The sequence below is a fragment of the Streptomyces sp. NPDC087300 genome (assembly GCF_044744425.1).
In the GTDB taxonomy this organism is placed as follows: domain Bacteria; phylum Actinomycetota; class Actinomycetes; order Streptomycetales; family Streptomycetaceae; genus Streptomyces.
Genome location: NZ_JBIUYI010000006.1, coordinates 91,799 through 112,918, shown reverse-complemented (window position 1 = coordinate 112,918; position 21,120 = coordinate 91,799). Strand labels below are relative to the sequence as shown.

Here is a 21,120-nt window from a genome sequence, read left to right as displayed (position 1 = left end):
TTGCTAAAGCATGGGTGTCGGGTCCTGCTGGGCCGTCCTTCTCAGTCGCTCCTGATGTAGGCGTGCGGGTTTTTCGGCAGTCTTTAGCCAGCTGTGCCTAGCGGACGGAGGTGGAAGGGAAGGAAGGCGATCTTGATTTCGCGGGACGGGTCGCCGTCGATATGGAAGACGAAGTCGTGACGAGTCCCGAACTCGTCAGTGCGTCCGCGCCGTTTAAAGTTGGGATGGGCTTCCAGTCGCTCTAGAGCTTTGGTGACGATGTCCGAGAAGGCATTGCCTCGGACGAACAACAGCACTGCCGCCTTGGTGTCGCGCCAGGTCAGATAGCCAAGTAGCTGGTCCAGTGTGTTGGTGATGGTCTTCGGACCTTTCCAGAACTTGCACTCGCCGATGAACACGTGCCTATCGTCGACCCGGATGAGGATGTCGGTCTTACCTTTGAAGTTGAACACCTCGCCTGCGGCCGCGCCCTCGAACTGGGAGTTCAGCGCCAAGAGCAATAGGTCGCGGATCTCCTCTTCGTCGAGTTTGCACACCAGCGAGGGTGAGCGCTCCAGCTGGTTGCGAGCGTTGGTCAGAACCCGCAGAGCGTCCTCGTAGTCGGTGTCGGCCAGAGTGGGCTCGGGCTGGAAGGCGGCACCCGTGGAGGACTCGGTGGGCTCGATCTTGATTGTCTTACGGGTCAGCGGGACTTCGTAAGTCTTGGCATCTCTGCGCTTGCGGATCGGGAACCCGAGTGATGCAGCAAGGTCTCTGCCGGCAAGAAGGTCCTGCTTGCGGGCCTGCACTCGCTCAGGGATCAGTCGTTCGACGCGCTTGTTATAGCTGTTGACGTTGTCTCGTGCCCAGCCCAGGCACTTCGTGATCTCGGCGATCTTCTCGTCCAGTGCCCGGCGTACCCGTTCGTGATTGTCACTCTGGCCGGACCAGAGCAACTTGATCTCTGCGTCGGTCACGGTTCCCTCGGGCGCGGGTTCCATGCAGGGGTTGGGTCGGAGGGTGAAGACGACGCGGTCTCCCGTGTAGGGGATCAGTAGCTGGATCTTGTTCTGCACGATCCTGAAGGAGCCGTTGATCGCCTCGACGCTGTTGTAGACCTGCTTCAGCGGCTCGATCTCGATGCCCTCGTGGTCGAGGGTGGGCACCACGATGCGGAAGCTGTCCATCAGCTCCTCGACGATGTCGGTCTCCGGCATGGTCAAGAGCTGTTCGGGGTCACGGTCCTCGACCGTCTGATTGATCTCTCGGAGGTTCTTGTGCATGAAGTCGCGAAGATCCCCGTGGCTGAAGAGCTTGCCGTTCCCGTGCATCTTCCAAGTCTGCGACATGGCACTGACAAGGAGGGATCCCCATCTGCCCTCGCGTAAACGGATCGTGCCCCTTAAGGGACGAAGCGGTATCTATCGCTGCGGGAGATGGCCATGGCGACTGAGAAGGCGCGTGAAGAAGTCGGTGAGCATCGCCTTCCCCGCTGCGTGGTCGCGCAACTCGTGTCCGCCAATACGGAAGACTTCGTAACCCTGCAGTGTGAGCTGGCGATCCTCCGCCACCATCGGGGCGTAGCGAGCTGGGTCAGCCACCCAGGCGGGGCCAGGCCGGTGCGGCGACATCGCATCGACCTGTCGAGCGTAGTGCTGGATGCCGTCGACTTCGATGACCGCCCGAGCGCGCTGATTCATCAGTAGCAGGAAGTCCATCCGCTGGCGGGTAAGCCGACCAACACCGTCCAGCTCGGCCAAGCTGTACGGGTCGTAGTGAAGATAGACCTGGGGGATGAGTGCCGGGAGTTCGAAGCCGAGCTCGGTGTAGGAGTCGAACACCAGAAGCTCGGCACCGTTGTCGCCCAACGAACGGCGTAGCCGCTCCCGCAGCGAGACACGAGCACGCGTTGGATCGTTCGCATACTCCGGATGCTGGTGAACCCACCAGGCCACCAGGTCAGACCAGCTCAAACCGCGGTCTTCCAGAGGTCGGTCGTACACCAGGCAGTACTTCTCGTTCTTCACGATGCGGATGGTGTTGCTGATTGAATCCGGCAGCACGATCTGCGGCTTGGGGCCATCGGCGGCGAAGATGAGGTTCTTCATTTCCCCGTCGACTCCGCGGGCACCTAGCGTGTTGACCAGGGTCTGCAGGTCCTCGTCGCCATACTCGCTGATCACCCGCCGCGCGATGTCCACAAGCTCGGACAAGGGCTTTCTCTGCAGCCGAGAGCGCACATACACCCGCTTGCTGTTGAACGGATCCTCACCAGCCCTCTGGGGCTCCAGTCCCAGGTACTCGCACGCAGCCGCGAGCTCGTAGGACTTCACCACGTGAAGCGCCCCCGCTATGGCTTCACGAAGAGCAGCCGGAGTGACCGCAGGTGTAGGCGACATCACATCATGATGGACCTGGTCTGCCGTGCCGGTACAGAGGGCAACTGCCGCTTGCAACAACGTTCCTGAGCCGCTCGACCAACCCGGCTGTACCTGTCAGAACCGGCTGCCAGACTACGAGGATGCACATGGATGCCGACGAAGAAGCCAACCTGGTACTGGGGCAGACAGCGATCTTGCTGGATCGCAAGGGAGACCGTGAAGCCGCTCAGCTACTCGCGGACGTCAGTTACCTCGACTTCGAGAATACGGGTGACTCCTACCAGGCCTCCGGTGGCATCCAGACCTACATCATGGCTGCCGTGCTGTACGTAGATGATCACTTGATGTCAGCGTTCACCGACGAGATCCAGGGGCGCATCGCGACTGTCCTGCTCGACGTCGCCCTACGCAACGGCTACACGGCAACCGACCGCATGCATGTCAAACAGGTCCTGCCGACCATCCCGAGCGACTGGCGGAAAGGCCTGAAGGAGCGAGCCCAGGAGCGGCCCACCAACCAGGCCCGCCGGGAGCGGCTGGCGCCCAACCATCCCGTAGAAGATGGTCTCTCGCTTGGCAGCCGCCAAGAGCAGCAGGTCTACCGGGCGCTCAGGCGAATCCAGGCCACGACTCCACCCGACCGCACTGTAGCGATCGCGCCGCTCCCGGGAGTGCGGCTGCAGGCTGGCCACACCTGGACGCCAGACATCATCGTGCTTGGGAACGGGCGGGCAGTCGTTTTTGAAGTGGACGGGCCCCACCACCGAGACCGCCGCCGGTACGCCGATGACAGAAACCGAGACCTTCAGTGGCAGCGCTGCGGGATCCAGGTTGTTCGCCTACCAGTAGAGGATCTACAGGAAGGCGAGCAGCTCATGAACCGACTCAAGGAAGAGTTGGCACGGCACCTTTGGCCTCGGTGATCGGAGTTGAGGGGCCTCACCTTCTGATGGAGGCCTGCTCTCGTGAGATATGGCTTGTGCCTTCAGAGAGGCAAGTCCTCCTGATGCACTATGACTTTCGTCACTTGGTACGCTCCCGGCGAGCTTTCTAAGCGACACCACGCACCGAATGAGCGTGACACGAGCTGGCGCTTCGCTCGTCGCCCAAAGAGACGTGACCTGCGAGGGACACGATCTTTGCGGAAAGAAGCTGGGACAGGGGCGACATGGTGGCCGTCGCCCCGGAAGCCGTACGAGCGGTCCTCGCAGCCGCCCGCAGGCGCGGTGGAGTGGTGGTCGTGGATCTCCCGCGCCGGGTGGACGAGGCGGTCGCGGAGGCGCTCGACCAGGTGGACCTGGGGCTTCTCGTGGTGCCCGGGGAACTGCGCGCCGTGGCCGGGGCCCGGCGGGTGGCGTCGGTCGCGGGGATGGTGCTGCGCGATCTGCGCGTGGTCGTCGCCGGGGGCGCGGGATCCGGTCGATTCGGTGGGCACGGCGGCTCCGGAGGCTTCGAGGCCGAGGAGGTCGCGCGGCTGCTCGGCCTCCCGCTGGTCGGCGAAGTCCCGTGGGAGCCCGACTTGTTGGGCGCACAGTGCGGCGGGATGCCGCCCGGGGGCGCCGCGCGCGGCCCGCTCGCGCGGTTCTGCGCGGCCTTCTGGGACCGGGTGCCGGTGGACAGCGCGGCGGGAGGCGCCGCATGAGCACGGTGGTCGGCGCCCGGATGCTGGACGGGGTCAGGCAGTGGCTCGCGGAGAGCGGCGCGGAGCCCACCCCGGCGCGGGTGGCCGAGGCGCTCAGGGCACAGGGCAAGGTGCTCGGTGACGCCGAAGTCCTCGGGGCGGCGGCGCGGTTGCGCTCGGAGCTGGTGGGCGCGGGACCTCTTGAGCCGCTGCTCGCGGACGAGTCGGTGACCGACGTGCTGGTCTCCGCGCCCGACCGCGTGTGGGTGGACCGGGGCGGCGGCCTGGAGCTCACCGAGGTCACCTTCCGGGACGCGGCCGCGGTGCGCAGGCTCGCCCAGCGTCTCGCGGCCGTGGCGGGGCGCAGGCTCGACGACGCGAGGCCCTGGGCGGACGCCAGGCTCCCGGACGGGACACGGCTGCACGCGGTCCTGCCGCCGGTCGCCGTGGGGTCGACCTGCCTCTCGCTGCGGGTCGTGCGCCCCCGCGCCTTCACCCTCGCGGAACTGGTCGCGGCGGGCACGGTGCCGCCCGGCGGCGACCGGGTGCTGCGGGCGCTGCTGGACGCCCGCTTGTCGTTCCTGATCAGCGGGGGCACGGGCAGCGGCAAGACGACCCTGCTGAGCGCGCTGCTCGGCCTGGTCGGACCCAAGGAGCGGATCGTGCTCGCCGAGGACTCGGCGGAGCTGCGGCCGGACCACCCCCACGTGGTGCGCCTCGAGTCCAGGCCCGCCAATCAGGAGGGCGTCGGTCTCGTCGGACTGGACGACCTGGTCCGCCAGGCGCTGCGGATGCGGCCCGACCGATTGGTGGTCGGGGAGGTGCGCGGCCCGGAGGTGACCCATCTCCTTGCCGCGCTGAACACGGGCCACGAGGGCGGCTGCGGCACGGTGCACGCCAACGCGGCGGGGGATGTGCCGGCCCGCCTGGAGGCCCTGGGGACGGCCGCGGGGCTCGATCGGGCAGCGCTGCACAGCCAGTTGGCGGCGGCCCTCTCCGTAGTGATCCATCTCGTACGCGACCGTGCGGGCCGGCGCCGGATCGCCGAGGTACATGTCCTGGAGCGGGCCGCTTCGGGCCTGGTGGTGACCGTGCCCGCGCTGCGGTGGGGCGAGGGGGAGTTCACCAAGGAGTCGGGTTGGTCGCGGCTGAACTCGCTGCTCGGCGGCGGGGCTTGGGGTGATGCCGCGTGAGTGCGCCGACGTGGGCGGCGGGCCTGTGCGCGGGGAGCGCGGTCTGGCTGCTGGGAGCGCGGGACCTGGAGGCCCGGCGGGCACGGGCGGTGCTCGGGAGCGGTGGACAGGGGCGGGCCGGTGACTGGTCCTGGCGGCGGGCCGTCGCGGCCGGCCGGGGGCGGGTGCGGCACGAATGGTGGTGCCTGGCCGCCGGGTTGGCTCTCTCGGTGATGGGTGACTCGGTGGTGCCGCTGGTCCTGGGGGCGGCCGGAGTGCCGCTGGCGCGGCGCGCGCGAAGGGCCGCGGGAGCACGGTCGGCGCGGGAGCGCCGAGGCGACGCGGTGATCGAGTTGTGCGGCGTGCTCGCGGGTGAGGTGCGGGCGGGGCGGCAGCCGGGGGAAGCGCTGCGGGTGGCGCTGGGAGAGGTGAAGGGGGCTGATGGCGGAGGCGCTGGGGGTGGTGCGGCGCGGAGTGCGGTGTTGGCGGCGGCGCGGTTCGGCGGGGACGTTCCGGGGGCGCTGCGGGACGCGGCGAGGGCGCCCGGTGCCGAGGGGCTGCTCGGGCTCGCCGCGTGCTGGCGGGTGGCGGTGGACCGCGGTGCGGGCCTCGCGACGGGGCTTGAGCGCCTGGAGGCGGCGCTGCGATCGGAGCGTGATCAACGGGGCGACTTGCGGGCCCAGTTGGCGGGCGCGCGGTCGACGGCCGTGATGCTCGCGGGCCTGCCCCTGCTCGGACTGCTGATGGGCACCGCGCTCGGCGCGGACCCGCTGAAGGTGCTGCTGCATACGGGAGCGGGCCTCGGCTGCCTGGTGGTGGGCGGAGTGCTTGAGGGCGTCGGGGTGTGGTGGGCGCTGCGGATCGTACGAGGGGCGGAGGGGCGATGAGTGATGTCCACGGGCTGGGGATGGCTGTGTGGAGTGCGGTGGCCGTGGTCTGGCTGGTGCTGACGGTGGCCGCGGCGCGGCGTGAGAGGGCGCTGCGGAGGCGGGCCGAGGAGGCGTTGGGGGCGGCGATGAGGTCCCCGGCGCGACGGCGGAGGCAGGGGTGGGAGCGGTGGCTGAGGCGGCGGGGCGAGGCGCGCGGATGGCTTGCGGTGGCCGGGGCGGTGAGTGCGGGATACGTGCTGGTGGGCGGGGTTCCGGGGGTTCTGGTGGGGGTGGCCGTCGGGTACGGGGTGTGGCGTTGGCGGCGGGGACGTGCGGCCGGGGCTGACGCCGATGGGCGTTCCGATGGCGCCGAGGCTGCACGACAACTCCCACTCGCTGCTGACTTGTTGGCGGCCTGCGTCGCCGCAGGGGCGAGCCCCGTGGTGGCCGCGCAAGCCGTCGGGGAGTCGCTCGGTGGGCCGGTGGGGGTGTGCCTGGCACGGGGAGCGGCCGAGGTGAGGTTCGGTGCCGAACCAGCCGACGCGTGGCGGAAGTTGGGCGCGATACCGGGCGCCGGGGCGCTGGCGCGGCTCCTGGAGCGGATGGGTGAGTCCGGCGCTCCGGCCGCGGAACCGGTGGCGCGCGTCGCCGCGGACGCGCGGGCCGAGCGGGGACGCACGGCGACGGCAGAGGCGCGGCGAGCGGCGGTGCTGATGACGGCCCCGGTGGGCCTGTGTTTCTTGCCTGCGTTCGTGACCGTCGGGGTGCTGCCGGTGGTGATCGGTCTCGCGGACGGACTGCTGAGCGTCGACTGAGGGTCGGCGCCGAGACATTCAGACAACTGGGTTGATCTTCATGGGGGTTGAGATGTGGGGACAGGTGTGGGTGCGAGCGGGGCTTCGGTGGGCTCGTGTGACGCGTACGGGGCGGTCGGGGCGGTCGGCAGGGCCGGCGCGGTCGGTTCATCCGGCTCGCCCGGCTCGTTCGGTGGGGCGGGATGCCGGGATGGTCACTTCCGAGTACGCGATGGGGCTGATCGCGGCGGTGGGGTTCGCCGGGCTGCTCTACAAGGTGGTGACGAGCGGGCAGGTCAGGGCGGCGTTGCAGGCGGTGGTGGAGAAGGCGCTCGATGTCCAGTTCTGAGCGTTCCGGCGGTGCTGGGCGGCGGTGGCGGCCGGGTGCCAGGGGTCGGCTCGGGGACGGCGGGTTCGTGACGGCGGAGGCGGCCGTGGTGCTGCCCACGATGGTGCTGTTCACGATGGCGCTGGTCTGGGTGTTGCTGGCCGCGTCCGCGCAGATCCAGTGCGTCGACGCGGCCAGGGCGGGGGCCCGAGCCGTGGCCCGGCAGGACCCCGAGGACGCGGCGGTGACGGCGGCACGGCAGGCGGCACCGCGCGAGGCGAGCGTGTCCGTCCGGCGCGACGGCGACCTGGTGCGCGTGGAGGTCGCGGCGGACTCACCGGGCCCCGGGGCACTCGGCATCGGGCTGCGCCTGCGGTCGGAGGCGGTGGCGTTGGCGGAGGAGACGGTGGGGGTGGGGGAGTGAGGGGCGGACGTACGAGAGGCGGGCCGTTGTGGGGTGCGAGAGGGCGTGGGGCAGGTCGGGACCGGGGTGCGGCCACCGTGTGGGTGGTCGTCGTGATGGCGGTGCTCTGCGTGGTCTGCGCCGCGGTGCTGGCGATGTCGCAGGTGATCGTGGCCCGACACCGGGCCGGTGGCGCGGCGGACTTGGCGGCGCTCGCGGCGGCGGACCGCTGGGGCGAGGGCCGGGACGGGGCGTGTGACGCGGCGGGGCGGGTGGCGCGGGCGCAGGCGACGCGGATGGTGCGGTGCGTCGTACGTGGACAGGTCTCCGAGGTCAGGGTGTCGGCGCGAGCGGGGCCGTTCACCGCGAAGGTGGATTCTCGGGCGGGGCCTGCGGGGCCTGCGGGGCCTGCGGGGCCTGCGGGGCCTGCGGGGTCCGTCGGGCCGGGTGGGCCGGATGGGATGGTCGGCTCCGTGGAGCCGGTGCGCCCGGGTGCGCGTGGTGGCTGACGCGCCGGGGCGGCCCGCGCCTCGCGTCCTACTCGGTCGCCTGGTCCACCGGGTCCGCCGACGCGCCCTCGGTGCTCGCTGTGCCCGATGGGTCAGTCGGGTCCGCCGAGTCGGGTGCGTCCGGGGCGTCCGGTGCGTCCTTGAGAAGCGTCGTGAGGAGGCGGACGGCGCCCCGCTTGTGGAGCGGGTCGTTGCCGTTGCCGCACTTGGGGGACTGGATGCAGGACGGGCAGCCCGCCTCGCATTCGCAGGAGGCGATCGCCTGGAGGGTGGCGGTCAGCCATGCGCGGGCCGTGTGGAAGGCCCGTTCGGCGAAGCCCGCGCCGCCGGGATGGCCGTCGTAGACGAAGACCGTGGGAAGGAGGGTGTCCGGGTGGAGCGGGACCGATACGCCGCCGATGTCCCAGCGGTCGCACGTCGCGAACAGCGGCAGCATGCCGATGGACGCGTGCTCGGCGGCGTGCAGGGCGCCGCCGAGGATCTCGGGATTGACGCGGGCGGCGTCCAGTTGGTCCTCGGTGACGGTCCACCAGACCGCGCGGGTGCGCAGCGTACGAGGGGGCAGGTCGAGCTTGGTCTCGCCGAGCACCTCGCCCGTGATGAGTTTCCTGCGGAGGAAGGAGACGACCTGGTTGGTGACTTCGACGGAGCCGTAGCAGAGGCGTCCCGCGCCCCAGGGGACCTCGACGTCCGTCTCCAGGATGGAGATCGCCGTGGTGTCGCGCGCGGTCGTGGAGTACGGCGGTACGGCCTCTTCGACCAGGGCGGCCGAGTCCTCCAGGTCGAGGTGGCGCACGAGATACGTGCGGCCTTGGTGGAGGTGGACAGCGCCCTCGTGGACGGTCGTGTGGGCGGCGGAAGCGTCGACCGTACCGAGCAGGCGGCCCGTGCCCTCCTCGACGATCTGGACCGGCTTGCCGCCCTCGCCGCGGATGTCGGTGAGGTCGGCGGCCCGCTCGCGGCGGGTCCAGTGCCAGGCCTTGGTGCGGCGGCGCAGCAGCTTCGCGGCCTCCAACTGCGGGAGCAGTTCATCGGCCGCCGGGCCGAAGAGGAGCAAGTCGTCGTCCGTGAGCGGGAGTTCCGCGGCGGCGGCGCACAAGTGGGGTGCGAGGACGTAGGGGTTGTCGGGGTCCAGGACCGTGGATTCCACGGGCTGTTCGAACAGGGCCTCGGGGTGGTGGACGAGATAGGTGTCCAGTGGGTCGTCGCGGGCGACGAGTACGGCGAGGGCGCCCTGTCCGGAGCGGCCCGCCCGGCCCGCCTGCTGCCAGAGCGAGGCGCGGGTGCCCGGGTAGCCGGCGATGAGTACGGCGTCCAACCCCGAGACGTCGACGCCCAGTTCGAGGGCGGTGGTGGCGGCGAGGCCGAGGAGTTCGCCGGAGTGCAGGGCGCGTTCGAGGGCGCGGCGTTCCTCGGGCAGATAGCCGCCTCGGTAGGCGGCGACGCGGTGCGTCAGGGAGCGGTCGACCTCGGCGAGCCGCTCCTGGGCGATCACCGCGATCAGTTCGGCGCCGCGCCGGGAGCGTACGAAGGCGACCGAGCGGACGCCCTGCACGGTGAGGTCGGTCAGCAGGTCCGCCGTCTCGGCGGTGGCGGTGCGGCGGACGGGGGCGCCCTTCTCGCCGTGGAGTTCGGTGAGCGGGGGCTCCCAGAGGGCGAAGACGAGGTCGCCGCGGGGCGAGGCGTCGTCGGCGACCTCGTGCACGGGAAGCCCGGTGAGGCGCTGCGCCGAGAGGGCGGGCTCGGCGGAGGTCGCGGAGGCGAGGAGGAAGACGGGCTCGGAGCCGTAGCGGGCGCAGAGGCGGCGCAGTCGGCGCAGGACCTGGGCGACGTGGGAGCCGAAGACGCCGCGGTAGGTGTGGCACTCGTCGATGACGACGTAGCGCAGGGCGCGCAGGAAGGAGGACCAGCGCGGGTGGGAGGGAAGTATCCCGCGGTGCAGCATGTCCGGGTTGGTCAGGACGTAGTTGGCGTACTGGCGCACCCACTCGCGTTCCTCGACGGGGGTGTCGCCGTCGTACACGGCGGGCCTGACCGCGTTGCCGAGCGGCTCCGCGAGTTCGCGGACGGCCCGGCGCTGATCGGCGGCGAGGGCCTTGGTCGGGGCCAGGTACAGGGCGGTCGTGCCGCGTCCGTTGGGGGCCTCGGAGCCGTCGAGCAGGGCGGAGAGCACGGGGGCGAGATAGGCCAGGGACTTGCCGGACGCGGTGCCGGTGGCGACGACCACGGATTCCCCGTCGAGGGCGTGCTCGGCGGCGCGTGCCTGATGGGCCCAGGGGTGCTCGATGCCCGCGGTCTGGACTGCGGAAATGACCTCGGAGCGGATGCGGTCGGGCCAGACTGCATACCGGGCCGCACGTGGGGGCAAGTGCTCCGTATGAGTGACGCGCGAAGCACGGCTCGGCCCCGCGGTGAGCCGGTCCAGGACCGTCCGCGGGGGCGTGTGTGCCGGGGCGCCCGAAGAGGGTCCTCCGGGAGGGGAAATTTTGGCCATCGGCACCGAGTGTGTCACTGGCGGGATGGACAATGGTCCGAAGGCGTCGTGCTCGCCCGCCGGTAAGTGATTGAATGCCATCGCGGCTGGCGATCCGTCCTGGGGGCTCTGCCGAGGTGTCCCGAGGGATGACCGCTCGATAGCAAGGTGCTGGAGGATCCGTGGACCTGTCCCTGTCGACCCGTACCGTCGGCGATCGTACGGTCGTCGAGGTCGGTGGCGAAATCGACGTATATACCGCGCCCAAGCTGCGCGAGCAGCTGGTCGAGCTGGTGAACGACGGCAGTTTCCATCTTGTCGTCGACATGGAGGGCGTGGACTTCCTCGACTCCACCGGACTCGGCGTGCTGGTCGGCGGCCTGAAGCGAGTGCGTGCCCATGAGGGCTCGCTGCGCCTGGTCTGCAACCAGGAGCGCATTCTGAAGATCTTCCGTATCACCGGCCTCACCAAGGTGTTCCCCATTCACACCTCGGTCGAGGAAGCGGTGGCGGCCACCGACTGAGGGCCGGCCGGCGTCAGGCCGGCCGACCGAGAGCCGGACGCCCCGGGCCCAGGCCCGGGGCGGCAGTACAGCAGGGGACCGGGCCTGCGGCCCGGCCCCCTGACAGCACGCGCGTATGTCGAGGGGGATGCATGGCCACCGTTGAACTCCGCTTCAGCGCGCTGCCCGAGCACGTCAGGACCGCCCGCCTCGTGGCGGCCGCGGTCGCGCGCAGGGCCGGGGTGGACGAGGCCGTTCTCGACGAGGTCAGGCTCGCGGTCGGCGAGGCCTGTACGCGTGCCGTCGGACTCCATCAGAGCAGCGGTGTCACGGAGCCGGTGCGGGTCGCGCTGATCGAGGACGAGAAGCAGTTCTCCATCGAGGTCGGCGACGAGGCGCCACGTGCCGCTCCGGGCGACCGGGCGCCGGGTGCGTCCGCGGGCGCCGGGGTGGATCTGGAGGCCGAGGGCGAGGACGAGATGGGTCTCGCCGTCATCAGCGGCCTCGTGGACGACGTGGAGGTCACCGCGGGCGCGTCCGGTGGCTTGATCCGGATGAGCTGGCCGACCGCTCCCGTACCGCTTCTGCCCTGACATCCGACGACTTCCGCGCCGATCCGTCCGGCGGTTCGGCCCCGGCGGCGCGACACTTCCGTCCGGCTCTCCCGGAGCTTTCGCAGGCCGACAGAGGCCCTGTCACCACCACGGTGAACAGGGCCTTTTCTTTTCTGATCATTTTGCGGCCTAGATCGACGATCTTTCGTCAACGCTTTTGAGGCATTACCGCTTTCGGGGTCAATCCATGCCGACGATCATTTGCTGAGTAGCAATCTCCGGTCAATTCCGTTTGTGGCGCTCTGTTTTGATCAGGTTCCGCTCCCTACAATCCGTCCACATCTTGAGCTCAGCCCCAGCGTCAAGGAGGACGAATGGCGGGGCTTTCTACCCCTCATCAGATCGACCACCCCTCAACCTTCGCAGCCGCAGTACTGACCGACGACAACCGCCTCATCGTGATGGTCATCGCGGTCGTCGCGCTCGCGGCGCTCGTGGTCGCCGGTGTCCTGGTGCGCCAGGTGCTCGCGGCCGGCGAGGGCACCGACAGCATGAAGAAGATCGCGGCAGCGGTCCAGGAAGGCGCCAATGCCTATCTGGGACGGCAGTTGCGCACTCTCGGCGTATTCGCCGTCGTGGTGTTCTTCCTGCTCATGCTGCTGCCCGCGGACGACTGGAATCAGCGCGCCGGAAGATCGATCTTCTTCTTGATCGGTGCGGCGTTCTCGGCGACCACCGGCTATATCGGTATGTGGCTCGCCGTGCGCAGCAATGTGCGCGTGGCGGCCGCCGCCCGGGAGGCCACTCCGGCGGAAGGTGAGCCCGAAAAGGATCTCACCGACGTCTCGCACAAGGCCATGAAGATCGCTTTCCGCACGGGCGGCGTCGTCGGCATGTTCACGGTGGGGCTCGGTCTTCTGGGCGCCTCCTGTGTGGTGCTCGTCTACGCGGCCGACGCACCGAAGGTGCTGGAAGGTTTCGGCCTGGGTGCCGCGCTGATCGCGATGTTCATGCGTGTGGGCGGCGGCATCTTCACCAAGGCCGCCGACGTCGGCGCCGACCTGGTCGGCAAGGTCGAGCAGGGCATTCCGGAGGACGATCCGCGCAATGCCGCGACCATCGCCGACAACGTGGGCGACAACGTCGGCGACTGTGCAGGTATGGCCGCCGACCTCTTCGAGTCGTACGCCGTCACGCTGGTCGCCGCGCTGATCCTCGGCAAGGTGGCCTTCGGCGACTCCGGGCTCGCGTTCCCGCTGCTCGTCCCGGCCATCGGCGTCGTCACGGCGATGATCGGCATCTTCGCGGTGGCGCCCCGGCGCTCCGACCGCAGCGGCATGAGCGCCATCAACCGCGGCTTCTTCATCTCCGCGGTCATCTCGCTGGCGCTCGTGGCCGTGGCCGTCTTCGTCTACCTCCCGTCCTCGTACGCGGATCTGGACGGCGTCACGGACGCGGCGATCAAGGGCCACGACGGCGATCCGCGGATCCTCGCGCTCGTCGCCGTCGCCATCGGCATCGTGATGGCGGCGCTGATCCAGCAGCTCACCGGCTACTTCACCGAGACCAGCCGGCGTCCCGTGAAGGACATCGGCAAGACCTCGCTCACCGGTCCTGCCACCGTCGTGCTCGCCGGTATCTCGGTGGGTCTCGAATCGGCCGTCTACACCGCGCTGTTGATCGGGCTCGGCGTGTACGGGGCGTTCCTGCTCGGCGGTACGTCGATCATGCTCGCCCTGTTCGCGGTGGCGCTCGCCGGGACCGGCCTGCTCACGACCGTCGGTGTCATCGTGGCGATGGACACTTTCGGCCCCGTTTCCGACAACGCTCAGGGCATCGCCGAGATGTCCGGCGACGTCGAGGGTTCGGGCGCGCAGGTGCTCACCGACCTGGACGCCGTCGGCAACACCACCAAGGCCATCACCAAGGGCATCGCCATCGCGACCGCGGTCCTCGCGGCGTCGGCGCTGTTCGGGTCGTACCGCGATGCCATCGCGACCGCGGCCAAGGACGTCGGCGAGAAACTGGGCGACGGCGCTCCGATGAACCTGGTGATGGACATCTCACAGCCCAACAACCTGGTGGGCCTGATCCTCGGCGCCGCGGTCGTCTTCCTCTTCTCGGGGCTCGCGATCAACGCGGTGTCGCGGTCGGCCGGTGCCGTGGTCTATGAGGTGCGGCGGCAGTTCCGCGAGCACCCCGGGATCATGGACTACTCCGAGGAACCGGAGTACGGGCGCGTCGTCGACATCTGCACCAAGGACGCGCTGCGCGAGCTGGCCACGCCGGGTCTGCTCGCCGTGCTCACGCCGATCGCGGTCGGCTTCTCGCTGGGCGTCGGCGCGCTCGGCTCGTTCCTCGCGGGCGCGATCGGCACCGGCACCCTGATGGCGGTCTTCCTCGCCAACTCCGGTGGCGCCTGGGACAACGCGAAGAAGCTCGTGGAGGACGGGCACCACGGCGGCAAGGGCAGCGAGGCCCATGCCGCGGTCGTCATCGGCGACACCGTGGGCGACCCGTTCAAGGACACCGCGGGCCCGGCGATCAACCCCCTGCTGAAGGTGATGAACCTCGTGGCGCTGCTCATCGCGCCCGCGGTCGTCAAGTTCAGCTACGGGGACGACGCCAGTGTCGGGATGCGGGTGCTGATCGCGGTGCTCTCCATCGCGGTCATCGTCGGCGCGGTCTACATCTCCAAGAGGCGGGGCATCGCCGTCGGGGACGAGGGCAACAACGAGCGGGTGGCCAAACCGGCCGACCCGGCCGTCGTGTCGTAACTCCGGGTCGGGCTCTGCCCAACACACGGCCCGGAGCGTGCATCGACACGCGGGCCAACGTGCGGGCGGACGGCGCTTTTTGACGCGCCGTCCGCCCGTTGGCGTGCCCGGGGTGCGCCGTGAGCCTTCTCTCGCGCTCCGCACCCTTCTGTCCCTTGGTGCAAATGGCTGCAATAGCGGTTGTATGGGACCCCCGACATGCGGTTGTCGCCCAGTTGGCGTGTAAGTTCCGGGGCCGAGAGCCATGGAAGGGACCAATCCGGTGAACAAGAAGCTTGCAGCCGCACTGTCCGGCGGTGCGGTACTGGTACTCGCGTTGTCCGGGTGCAGCGACGACGGCGACAAGAAGTTGGACGACTGGGCCAAGAAGGTCTGTGACTCCGTCCAGCCGCAGTCGAAGAAGATCGCGGACGCCAACGCCGCGATCCAGAAGGAGACCTCGGACAACAGCGCGCCCGCCGACGTCCAGAAGACGGACTCCAAGGCGTTCCAGGACATGTCCGACGCCTACAAGGCGATGGGTGCCGCCGTGAAGGGCGCGGGTGCGCCGCCGGTCGACGGGGGCCAGAAGAAGACGGACGACGCCGTCAAGGAACTCAACGCCATCTCCAAGTCGTACGAAGGCCTCAAGAAGCAGGTCGACGATCTCGACACCAAGGACCAGGCGGACTTCGCGGACGGCCTCAAGAACATCGCGGGCGACCTCGACAAGCTGAGCAAGAGCGGGAACGAGGCGCTGGAGAAGCTTCAGGAAGGGGAGGTCGGCAAGGCGATGGGCGACCAGGACAGCTGCAAGAGCGCGTCCGCCGCGCCGTCGGCCAAGAGCTGATCCCCTTATTGACGTTGCCTCGGCGCCGGGGGGTACTGACCCTCCGCGTCGGGGCTGTGTCGTCTTTTGCCGTCGGCCCGCACCATGGGCACAGCGGCGCGGAACGCCTGCCCGCACCATGGGCACAGCGGCGCGGAACGCCGGCCCGCAGCAGTAGGGCGCCACAATGGGGGCGTGAGTAACGCCAGTCTCCCTCTGCCCTCGTCCGACCGCGTCGATGTCGCCGCCGCCCTGCGCGGTGCGCTGATCGCTGCCGACTTCACCGCCGACGGGCTGCTCGACCTGCTCGGCGCGCCCGCGTATGCCGCGCTCGCCCGCAGCGAGACCGTGCCCGCGCTACGGGCCACCCGTGACGGCGGGGCGCTCGCGGCGCTCGTACGCCTCTTTCTGTTGCAGGAATCCGTGCCCCACGCGCGCGTGGCCGACGTTCTGCCCGTCGACGCCCTCCTGGAGAGCGGGTGGCTGGCCGAGGACGGTGGTGCGCTGCGCGCCGCCGTGGACGTACGGCCGTACGGCGGTCCGAGCGGTGAGGACTGGTTCATCGTCTCCGACCTGGGCTGCGCCGTCGGTGGCGCGGGCGGCATCGGGAGCCACGAGGAAGGCGTCGTGCTCGGCGTCGGCGGCGCGTCCACGACGCTCGCCGGGATCACCGTGCGCACGCCCGTCGCGAGCGCCCTCGACCTCGGCACCGGGTCCGGCATCCAGGCGCTGCACGCCGCGCAGCACGCCACGCGCGTGACCGCGACCGATCTCAATCCCCGCGCGCTGCACTTCACCCGGCTCACGCTCGCCCTTTCCGGGGCCCCGGAGGCGGACCTGCGGGAGGGCTCGCTCTTCGAACCGGTGGGCGAGGAAACGTACGACCTGATCGTGTCGAACCCGCCCTTCGTCATCTCGCCGGGGGCGCGGCTCACCTACCGCGACGGCGGGATGGGCGGGGACGATCTGTGCCGCTCGCTCGTTCAGGAGGCGGGGGAGCGACTGAACGAAGGGGGATACGCGCAGTTCCTCGCCAACTGGCAGCACGTGGAGGGCGAGGACTGGCAGGACCGGCTGCGGTCCTGGGTGCCGCGCGGCTGCGACGCCTGGATCGTGCAGCGCGAGGTGCAGGACATCACGCAGTACGCCGAGCTGTGGCTGCGCGACGCGGGGGACCACCGCACGGACCCCGCGGCGTACGCGGCGCGGTACGACGCGTGGCTGGACGAGTTCGAGGCGCGGGGCACGCGTGCCGTCGGGTTCGGCTGGATCACCCTCAGGAAGACCGGATCCGCCGATCCCTCCGTCACGGTCGAGGAGTGGCCGCACCCCGTCGAGCAGCCGCTCGGCGAGGCGGTGCGGGAGTTCTTCGAGCGGCAGGAGTACCTGCGCACGCACGACGACGCCGCGCTGCTCGCCGCGCACTTCAAGCTGGCCGACGAGGTCGTGCAGGAGCAGGTGGGGCTGCCGGGTGCCGAGGACCCGGAGCACGTGGTGCTGCGTCAGCACCGCGGGATGCGGCGGGCCACCAAGGTGGACACCGTGGGCGCCGGGTTCGCCGGGGTGTGCGACGGGTCGCTGAGCGCCGGACGGATCCTGGACGCGATCGCCCAACTGGTCGGCGAGGACCCGGTGTTGCTCCGCGACCGCACGCCCGCGCAGATCAGGCTGCTGGTGGGACAGGGGTTCCTGTTGCCGGTGGGGGAGTAGCGCTGCCGGTTTCGGGATGGGAAACCGGCCAACATCCGCGCCGGATCGGGGATTTCGGCCTGATCCGGTCCCCGGCGGCGATCCCCTAACGGGTGACGCGGCGGGGCCGGAGCCGGAGCCGGAGCCAGGGCCCGGGTGCGGACCTGAGGGTCTGAAGCCCCGAGGTCCCTCAGGGGTGCCGTCCTGAGGGGCGACCGGTGTGGGCCGCCCTGCGTTCACCCGGATTTCGCGCTCCCGATTCCCGTGCGTGTCAGCCTCCAGGCCGGGAGACCGGTACGGGAATCCGGTACGGGGAGGCAAGGACATGGAGAGCGCACCAGCGATCTTCGCCGGAACGGTGTTCGCGCTGTTCGGCGCGGTACTGCTGCTGTGGACGGGAGTCCGCGTCGCGCACCGCGCGCCGGTCGCCGAGGGTGTGAACCCCGTCGCGTCGGCGACCTTCGCGGCCGCCGCCGGGATGGGCGCTCTGGCGCTCGGTGTGTGGTGCTTCACTCGGCTGTGACGGCTGTGACGGCTGTGACGGCTGTGACGGCTGTGACGTTGGTGGCGGAAGTGACATCAGTGGCGTCGGCGACGGCAGTGACATCCGCGACCGTAGTGACATCGGTGACATCCGCGGCGCCCACGATGTACGGGATGCTGGCGACGTAAGGGCGAGACCCGGTCGGATGCCGACGCGGAGGCCCGGCCTCCGTGGACGCGCACCGCGTGGCCGGTACGCGACCGGCGCACGGACGGTCAGCAACCGGCGCACAGGCGGCGCACGACCGCCGCGGACCAGCGGATTCCCCGGGCGACGGCACGCCATCCGCCACACGCCACAGTTCGTCCGAACCGCCGCGCTCCCCTCTTACCGGTCCGGTCCGCCCCTCTTTACCGGCCACCGGACCCCTCGATTCCCCCCTCACCGGACTCCGCTCTTCCGCGCTGCGGAAGACCTCACCCACCAGCGCCCGCGCCGGTCCGGGCGCGCCGCGGCGGTGGTACGGCGGCGGTAGTACGGAGACGCGACGGCCCCCGGCCCGTTCCCCGCGCCGAAACAGCAGGTCGACACTCCGGGCGGCAGGAATGGCGGTAGTCGGGTTACCGTTCGAGTGGCCGTTGCGGGCTTTTCCCGTTTGACACGGGGGCGGGATGTACCGTCACACTCCGCAGCGTCAGCGCAACGCAAGCCGTGCGAGCGCTGCCACCGCACAGCCACGAGCACTGCCACCGCGCACTGCCACCGAGCGTCGACCGGAGAGAAGAGCGAAGTTGTCCCCGACCAGCGAGACCGCACAGGGCGGCCGCCGACTCGTCATCGTCGAGTCGCCTGCCAAGGCGAAGACGATCAAGAGCTACCTCGGCCCCGGCTACGTAGTCGAGGCCAGCGTCGGGCACATCCGTGACCTCCCCAACGGCGCCGCGGAGGTGCCCGAGAAGTACACCGGCGAGGTGCGCCGCCTCGGTGTGGACGTCGAGCACGACTTCCAGCCGATCTATGTCGTGAACGCCGACAAGAAGGCGCAGGTCAAGAAGCTCAAGGACCTCCTGAAGGACTCCGACGAACTCTTCCTCGCCACCGATGAGGACCGCGAGGGCGAAGCCATCGCGTGGCACCTCCTCGAGGTCCTGAAGCCCAAGGTCCCGGTCCACCGGATGGTCTTCCACGAGATCACCAAGGACGCGATCCGCGCCGCCGTCGCCAACCCGCGCGAGCTCAACAAGCGCATGGTCGACGCCCAGGAGACCCGCCGCATCCTCGACCGCCTGTACGGCTACGAGGTCTCGCCGGTGCTGTGGAAGAAGGTCATGCCGCGTCTGTCGGCGGGCCGCGTGCAGTCGGTGGCCACCCGCCTCGTCGTCGAGCGTGAGCGCGAGCGCATCGCCTTCCGTTCCGCCGAGTACTGGGACCTGACCGGCACGTTCGGCACCGGCCGCGCCGGTGACGCCTCCGACCCCTCGCAGCTGGTCGCCCGTCTCACCACGGTCGACGGCAAGCGCGTGGCGCAGGGCCGCGACTTCAACTCGGTGGGCCAGCTGAAGCCCAACAGCGCGGGCACGCTGCACCTGGACGAGGCCAACGCCCGCGCCCTGGCCGCCGCGCTCCAGGACACCGACTTCTCCGTACGTTCGGTCGAGTCCAAGCCCTACCGCCGCTCGCCGTACGCACCTTTCCGTACGACGACGATGCAGCAGGAGGCCTCGCGCAAGCTGGGCTTCGGCGCCAAGGCGACCATGCAGGTGGCCCAGAAGCTGTACGAGAACGGCTTCATCACCTATATGCGTACGGACTCCACGACGCTGTCCGACACGGCGGTCAACGCCGCCCGCGCCCAGGTCACCCAGCTCTACGGCAGCGACTACCTGCCGGAGAAGCCGCGTGTGTACGCCGGGAAGGTCAAGAACGCGCAGGAGGCGCACGAGGCGATCCGTCCGTCGGGTGATCGTTTCCGCACGCCCGCCGAGACCGGCCTGACCGGTGACCAGTTCCGGCTCTACGAGCTGATCTGGAAGCGGACCGTCGCCTCCCAGATGAAGGACGCGACGGGCAACTCCGTCACGGTCAAGATCGGTGGCCGTGCCGCCGACGGCCGCGACGCCGAGTTCAGCGCGTCCGGCAAGACCATCACCTTCCACGGCTTCCTCAAGGCGTACGTCGAAGGCGCCGACGACCCGAACGCCGAGCTGGACGACCGCGAGCGCAGGCTCCCGCAGGTCAACCAGGGTGACGCGCTCACCGCCGAAGAGATCTCGGTCGACGGTCACGCGACCAAGCCTCCGGCCCGCTACACCGAGGCCTCGCTGATCAAGGAGCTCGAAGAGCGCGAGATCGGCCGCCCCTCGACGTACTCGTCGATCATCGGCACGATCCTGGACCGCGGCTACGTCTTCAAGAAGGGCACGGCCCTGGTGCCGTCCTTCCTGTCGTTCGCCGTGGTCAACCTCCTGGAGAAGCACTTCGGCCGGCTAGTCGACTACGACTTCACCGCCAAGATGGAGGACGACCTCGACCGCATCGCACGCGGTGAGGCGCAGGCCGTGCCGTGGCTCAAGCGCTTCTACTTCGGCGAGGGCGAGGGCTCCGGCGGCGCCGCAGACGCGGGCAACGGAGACGGCGACCACCTCGGTGGCCTCAAGGAGCTCGTCACCGACCTGGGCGCGATCGACGCCCGCGAGGTGTCGTCGTTCCCGGTCGGCAGCGACATCGTGCTGCGCGTCGGGCGCTACGGCCCCTACATCGAGCGCGGCGAGCGCGACTCCGAGAACCACCAGCGCGCGGACGTCCCCGACGACCTGGCCCCTGACGAGCTCACCGTCGAGTACGCGGAAGAGCTGCTCGCCAAGCCGAGCGGTGACTTCGAGCTCGGCGCCGACCCCGAGACCGGCCGCCAGATCATCGCCAAGGACGGGCGCTACGGCCCGTACGTCACCGAGGTGCTCCCCGAGGGCACCCCGAAGACCGGCAAGAACGCGGTCAAGCCGCGAACGGCGTCGCTCTTCAAGTCCATGTCGCTCGACACGGTCACCCTCGCCGACGCCCTCAAGCTGATGTCCCTGCCGCGCGTGGTGGGTGCCGACGCCGAGGGCGTGGAGATCACCGCGCAGAACGGCCGGTACGGCCCGTACCTGAAGAAGGGCACCGACTCGCGCTCCCTGGAGAACGAGGAGCAGCTCTTCAACATCACGCTGGAACAGGCTCTGGAGATCTACTCCCAGCCGAAGCAGCGTGGCCGGGCCGCCGCCAAGCCGCCGCTCAAGGAGCTCGGCGAGGACCCGGTCAGCGGAAAGCCGGTGGTCGTCAAGGACGGTCGCTTCGGCGCGTACGTCACCGACGGCGAGACGAACGCGACGCTGCGCGCGGCCGACTCCGTCGAGGACATCACTGCGGAGCGGGGCTACGAGCTGCTCGCGGAGAAGCGCGCGAAGGGCCCGGCGAAGAAGACCGCCAAGAAGGCTCCCGCGAAGAAGACCGCCGCCAAGAAGACGGCGGCCAAGAAAACCGCTGCCAAGAAGACGACGGCCGCGAAGAAGACGACTACGAAGAAGGCCGCCACGAAGAAGACGGCCGCGGCGAAGACCGCTTCGTCCGACTCCGAGTAGCTCCGAGCACCACGGCGGATCACGCTCTACGTAGTACGGCAGGTTCCGCTTGGCGTCGGCTTCGTCCGGTGCCGAGCGGTACGTCCAGAACGCCGGTACGCCGAGAGCGTGAGACGCACCCCGAAGGGGCGCCCGTTTGTTCGGGCGCCCCTTCGG

17 protein-coding genes and 1 pseudogene are annotated in these 21,120 nt (G+C 69.9%); 15 read left to right on the top strand and 3 right to left on the bottom strand.

What is annotated here, in order from left to right; all coding sequences use genetic code 11:
• Positions 1-83: 83 nt before the first annotated feature.
• Together ACIO9J_RS25435 and ACIO9J_RS25430 are read right to left on the bottom strand one after the other, a co-directional pair.
• Positions 84-1,310: a hypothetical protein gene (locus ACIO9J_RS25435; RefSeq protein WP_402003920.1), complete on the bottom strand. Its 1,227-nt coding sequence runs from the start codon at positions 1,308-1,310 to the stop codon at positions 84-86.
• 90 nt (positions 1,311-1,400) lie between these two features.
• Entirely contained in the window at positions 1,401-2,315 is a 915-nt protein-coding gene (locus ACIO9J_RS25430; RefSeq protein WP_359655623.1) for a hypothetical protein, read from the bottom strand.
• 191 nt (positions 2,316-2,506) lie between these two features.
• Here ACIO9J_RS25430 and ACIO9J_RS25425 point away from each other — a divergent pair, with 191 nt between their 5' ends.
• The 8 genes and pseudogenes from ACIO9J_RS25425 (at position 2,507) to ACIO9J_RS25390 (ending at position 8,056) form a co-directional block, all read left to right on the top strand.
• Positions 2,507-3,283 carry a hypothetical protein gene (locus ACIO9J_RS25425; protein WP_402003917.1) on the top strand — a complete coding sequence of 259 codons (777 nt, stop codon included), beginning with the start codon at positions 2,507-2,509 and terminating at the stop codon, positions 3,281-3,283.
• Between the two features lie 227 nt (positions 3,284-3,510).
• Positions 3,511-4,002 (top strand): annotated as a pseudogene (locus tag ACIO9J_RS25420) (septum formation initiator); the annotation flags it as partial.
• Positions 3,999-5,174 carry a TadA family conjugal transfer-associated ATPase gene (locus ACIO9J_RS25415; RefSeq protein WP_402003914.1) on the top strand — a complete coding sequence of 392 codons (1,176 nt, stop codon included), beginning with the start codon at positions 3,999-4,001 and terminating at the stop codon, positions 5,172-5,174. The pseudogene ACIO9J_RS25420 and the gene ACIO9J_RS25415, both read left to right, overlap by 4 nt.
• Positions 5,171-6,040 carry a type II secretion system F family protein gene (locus ACIO9J_RS25410; protein ID WP_402003911.1) on the top strand — a complete coding sequence of 290 codons (870 nt, stop codon included), beginning with the start codon at positions 5,171-5,173 and terminating at the stop codon, positions 6,038-6,040. Before ACIO9J_RS25415 ends, ACIO9J_RS25410 begins: the two co-directional genes overlap by 4 nt.
• Positions 6,037-6,837 carry a type II secretion system F family protein gene (locus ACIO9J_RS25405; RefSeq protein ID WP_402003908.1) on the top strand — a complete coding sequence of 267 codons (801 nt, stop codon included), beginning with the start codon at positions 6,037-6,039 and terminating at the stop codon, positions 6,835-6,837. The genes ACIO9J_RS25410 and ACIO9J_RS25405 overlap by 4 nt, the downstream gene beginning before the upstream one ends.
• A 190-nt stretch (positions 6,838-7,027) precedes the next feature.
• On the top strand, positions 7,028-7,165 hold the full coding sequence (locus ACIO9J_RS25400; protein WP_234362807.1) for a DUF4244 domain-containing protein: 138 nt from the start codon (positions 7,028-7,030) through the stop codon (positions 7,163-7,165).
• Positions 7,152-7,568: a TadE family type IV pilus minor pilin gene (locus ACIO9J_RS25395; RefSeq protein ID WP_402003905.1), complete on the top strand. Its 417-nt coding sequence runs from the start codon at positions 7,152-7,154 to the stop codon at positions 7,566-7,568. Before ACIO9J_RS25400 ends, ACIO9J_RS25395 begins: the two co-directional genes overlap by 14 nt.
• Positions 7,565-8,056 (top strand): Rv3654c family TadE-like protein, encoded by a 492-nt coding sequence (locus ACIO9J_RS25390; protein ID WP_402003902.1) that lies wholly within the window; start codon positions 7,565-7,567, stop codon positions 8,054-8,056. Before ACIO9J_RS25395 ends, ACIO9J_RS25390 begins: the two co-directional genes overlap by 4 nt.
• Positions 8,057-8,084: 28 nt before the next feature.
• On the opposite strand, the gene ACIO9J_RS25385 is transcribed toward ACIO9J_RS25390, so the two are convergent.
• On the bottom strand, positions 8,085-10,631 hold the full coding sequence (locus ACIO9J_RS25385) for a DEAD/DEAH box helicase (RefSeq protein WP_402003899.1): 2,547 nt from the start codon (positions 10,629-10,631) through the stop codon (positions 8,085-8,087).
• Between the two features lie 80 nt (positions 10,632-10,711).
• Here ACIO9J_RS25385 and bldG point away from each other — a divergent pair, with 80 nt between their 5' ends.
• The 7 genes from bldG to topA all read left to right on the top strand — a co-directional run bounded on the left by bldG (position 10,712) and on the right by topA (position 20,964).
• Positions 10,712-11,053, top strand: coding sequence for an anti-sigma factor antagonist BldG (gene bldG, locus ACIO9J_RS25380; protein WP_003975386.1), 342 nt, complete (start codon positions 10,712-10,714; stop codon positions 11,051-11,053).
• Between the two features lie 131 nt (positions 11,054-11,184).
• Positions 11,185-11,625 carry an ATP-binding protein gene (locus tag ACIO9J_RS25375; protein ID WP_402003896.1) on the top strand — a complete coding sequence of 147 codons (441 nt, stop codon included), beginning with the start codon at positions 11,185-11,187 and terminating at the stop codon, positions 11,623-11,625.
• A 335-nt stretch (positions 11,626-11,960) separates the two neighbouring features.
• Complete coding sequence (locus tag ACIO9J_RS25370) at positions 11,961-14,363, top strand: sodium-translocating pyrophosphatase (protein WP_402003893.1); 2,403 nt, start codon at positions 11,961-11,963, stop codon at positions 14,361-14,363.
• Between the two features lie 244 nt (positions 14,364-14,607).
• On the top strand, positions 14,608-15,192 hold the full coding sequence (locus ACIO9J_RS25365; RefSeq protein WP_402003890.1) for a small secreted protein: 585 nt from the start codon (positions 14,608-14,610) through the stop codon (positions 15,190-15,192).
• 174 nt (positions 15,193-15,366) lie between these two features.
• Positions 15,367-16,881, top strand: a complete 1,515-nt coding sequence (locus tag ACIO9J_RS25360; RefSeq protein ID WP_402003887.1) for a methyltransferase — start codon at positions 15,367-15,369, stop codon at positions 16,879-16,881.
• A gap of 304 nt (positions 16,882-17,185) precedes the next feature.
• Entirely contained in the window at positions 17,186-17,383 is a 198-nt protein-coding gene (locus tag ACIO9J_RS25355) for a hypothetical protein (protein ID WP_402003884.1), read from the top strand.
• A 752-nt stretch (positions 17,384-18,135) separates the two neighbouring features.
• Positions 18,136-20,964, top strand: coding sequence for a type I DNA topoisomerase (topA, locus tag ACIO9J_RS25350; protein WP_402003882.1), 2,829 nt, complete (start codon positions 18,136-18,138; stop codon positions 20,962-20,964).
• Positions 20,965-21,120: the final 156 nt, after the last annotated feature.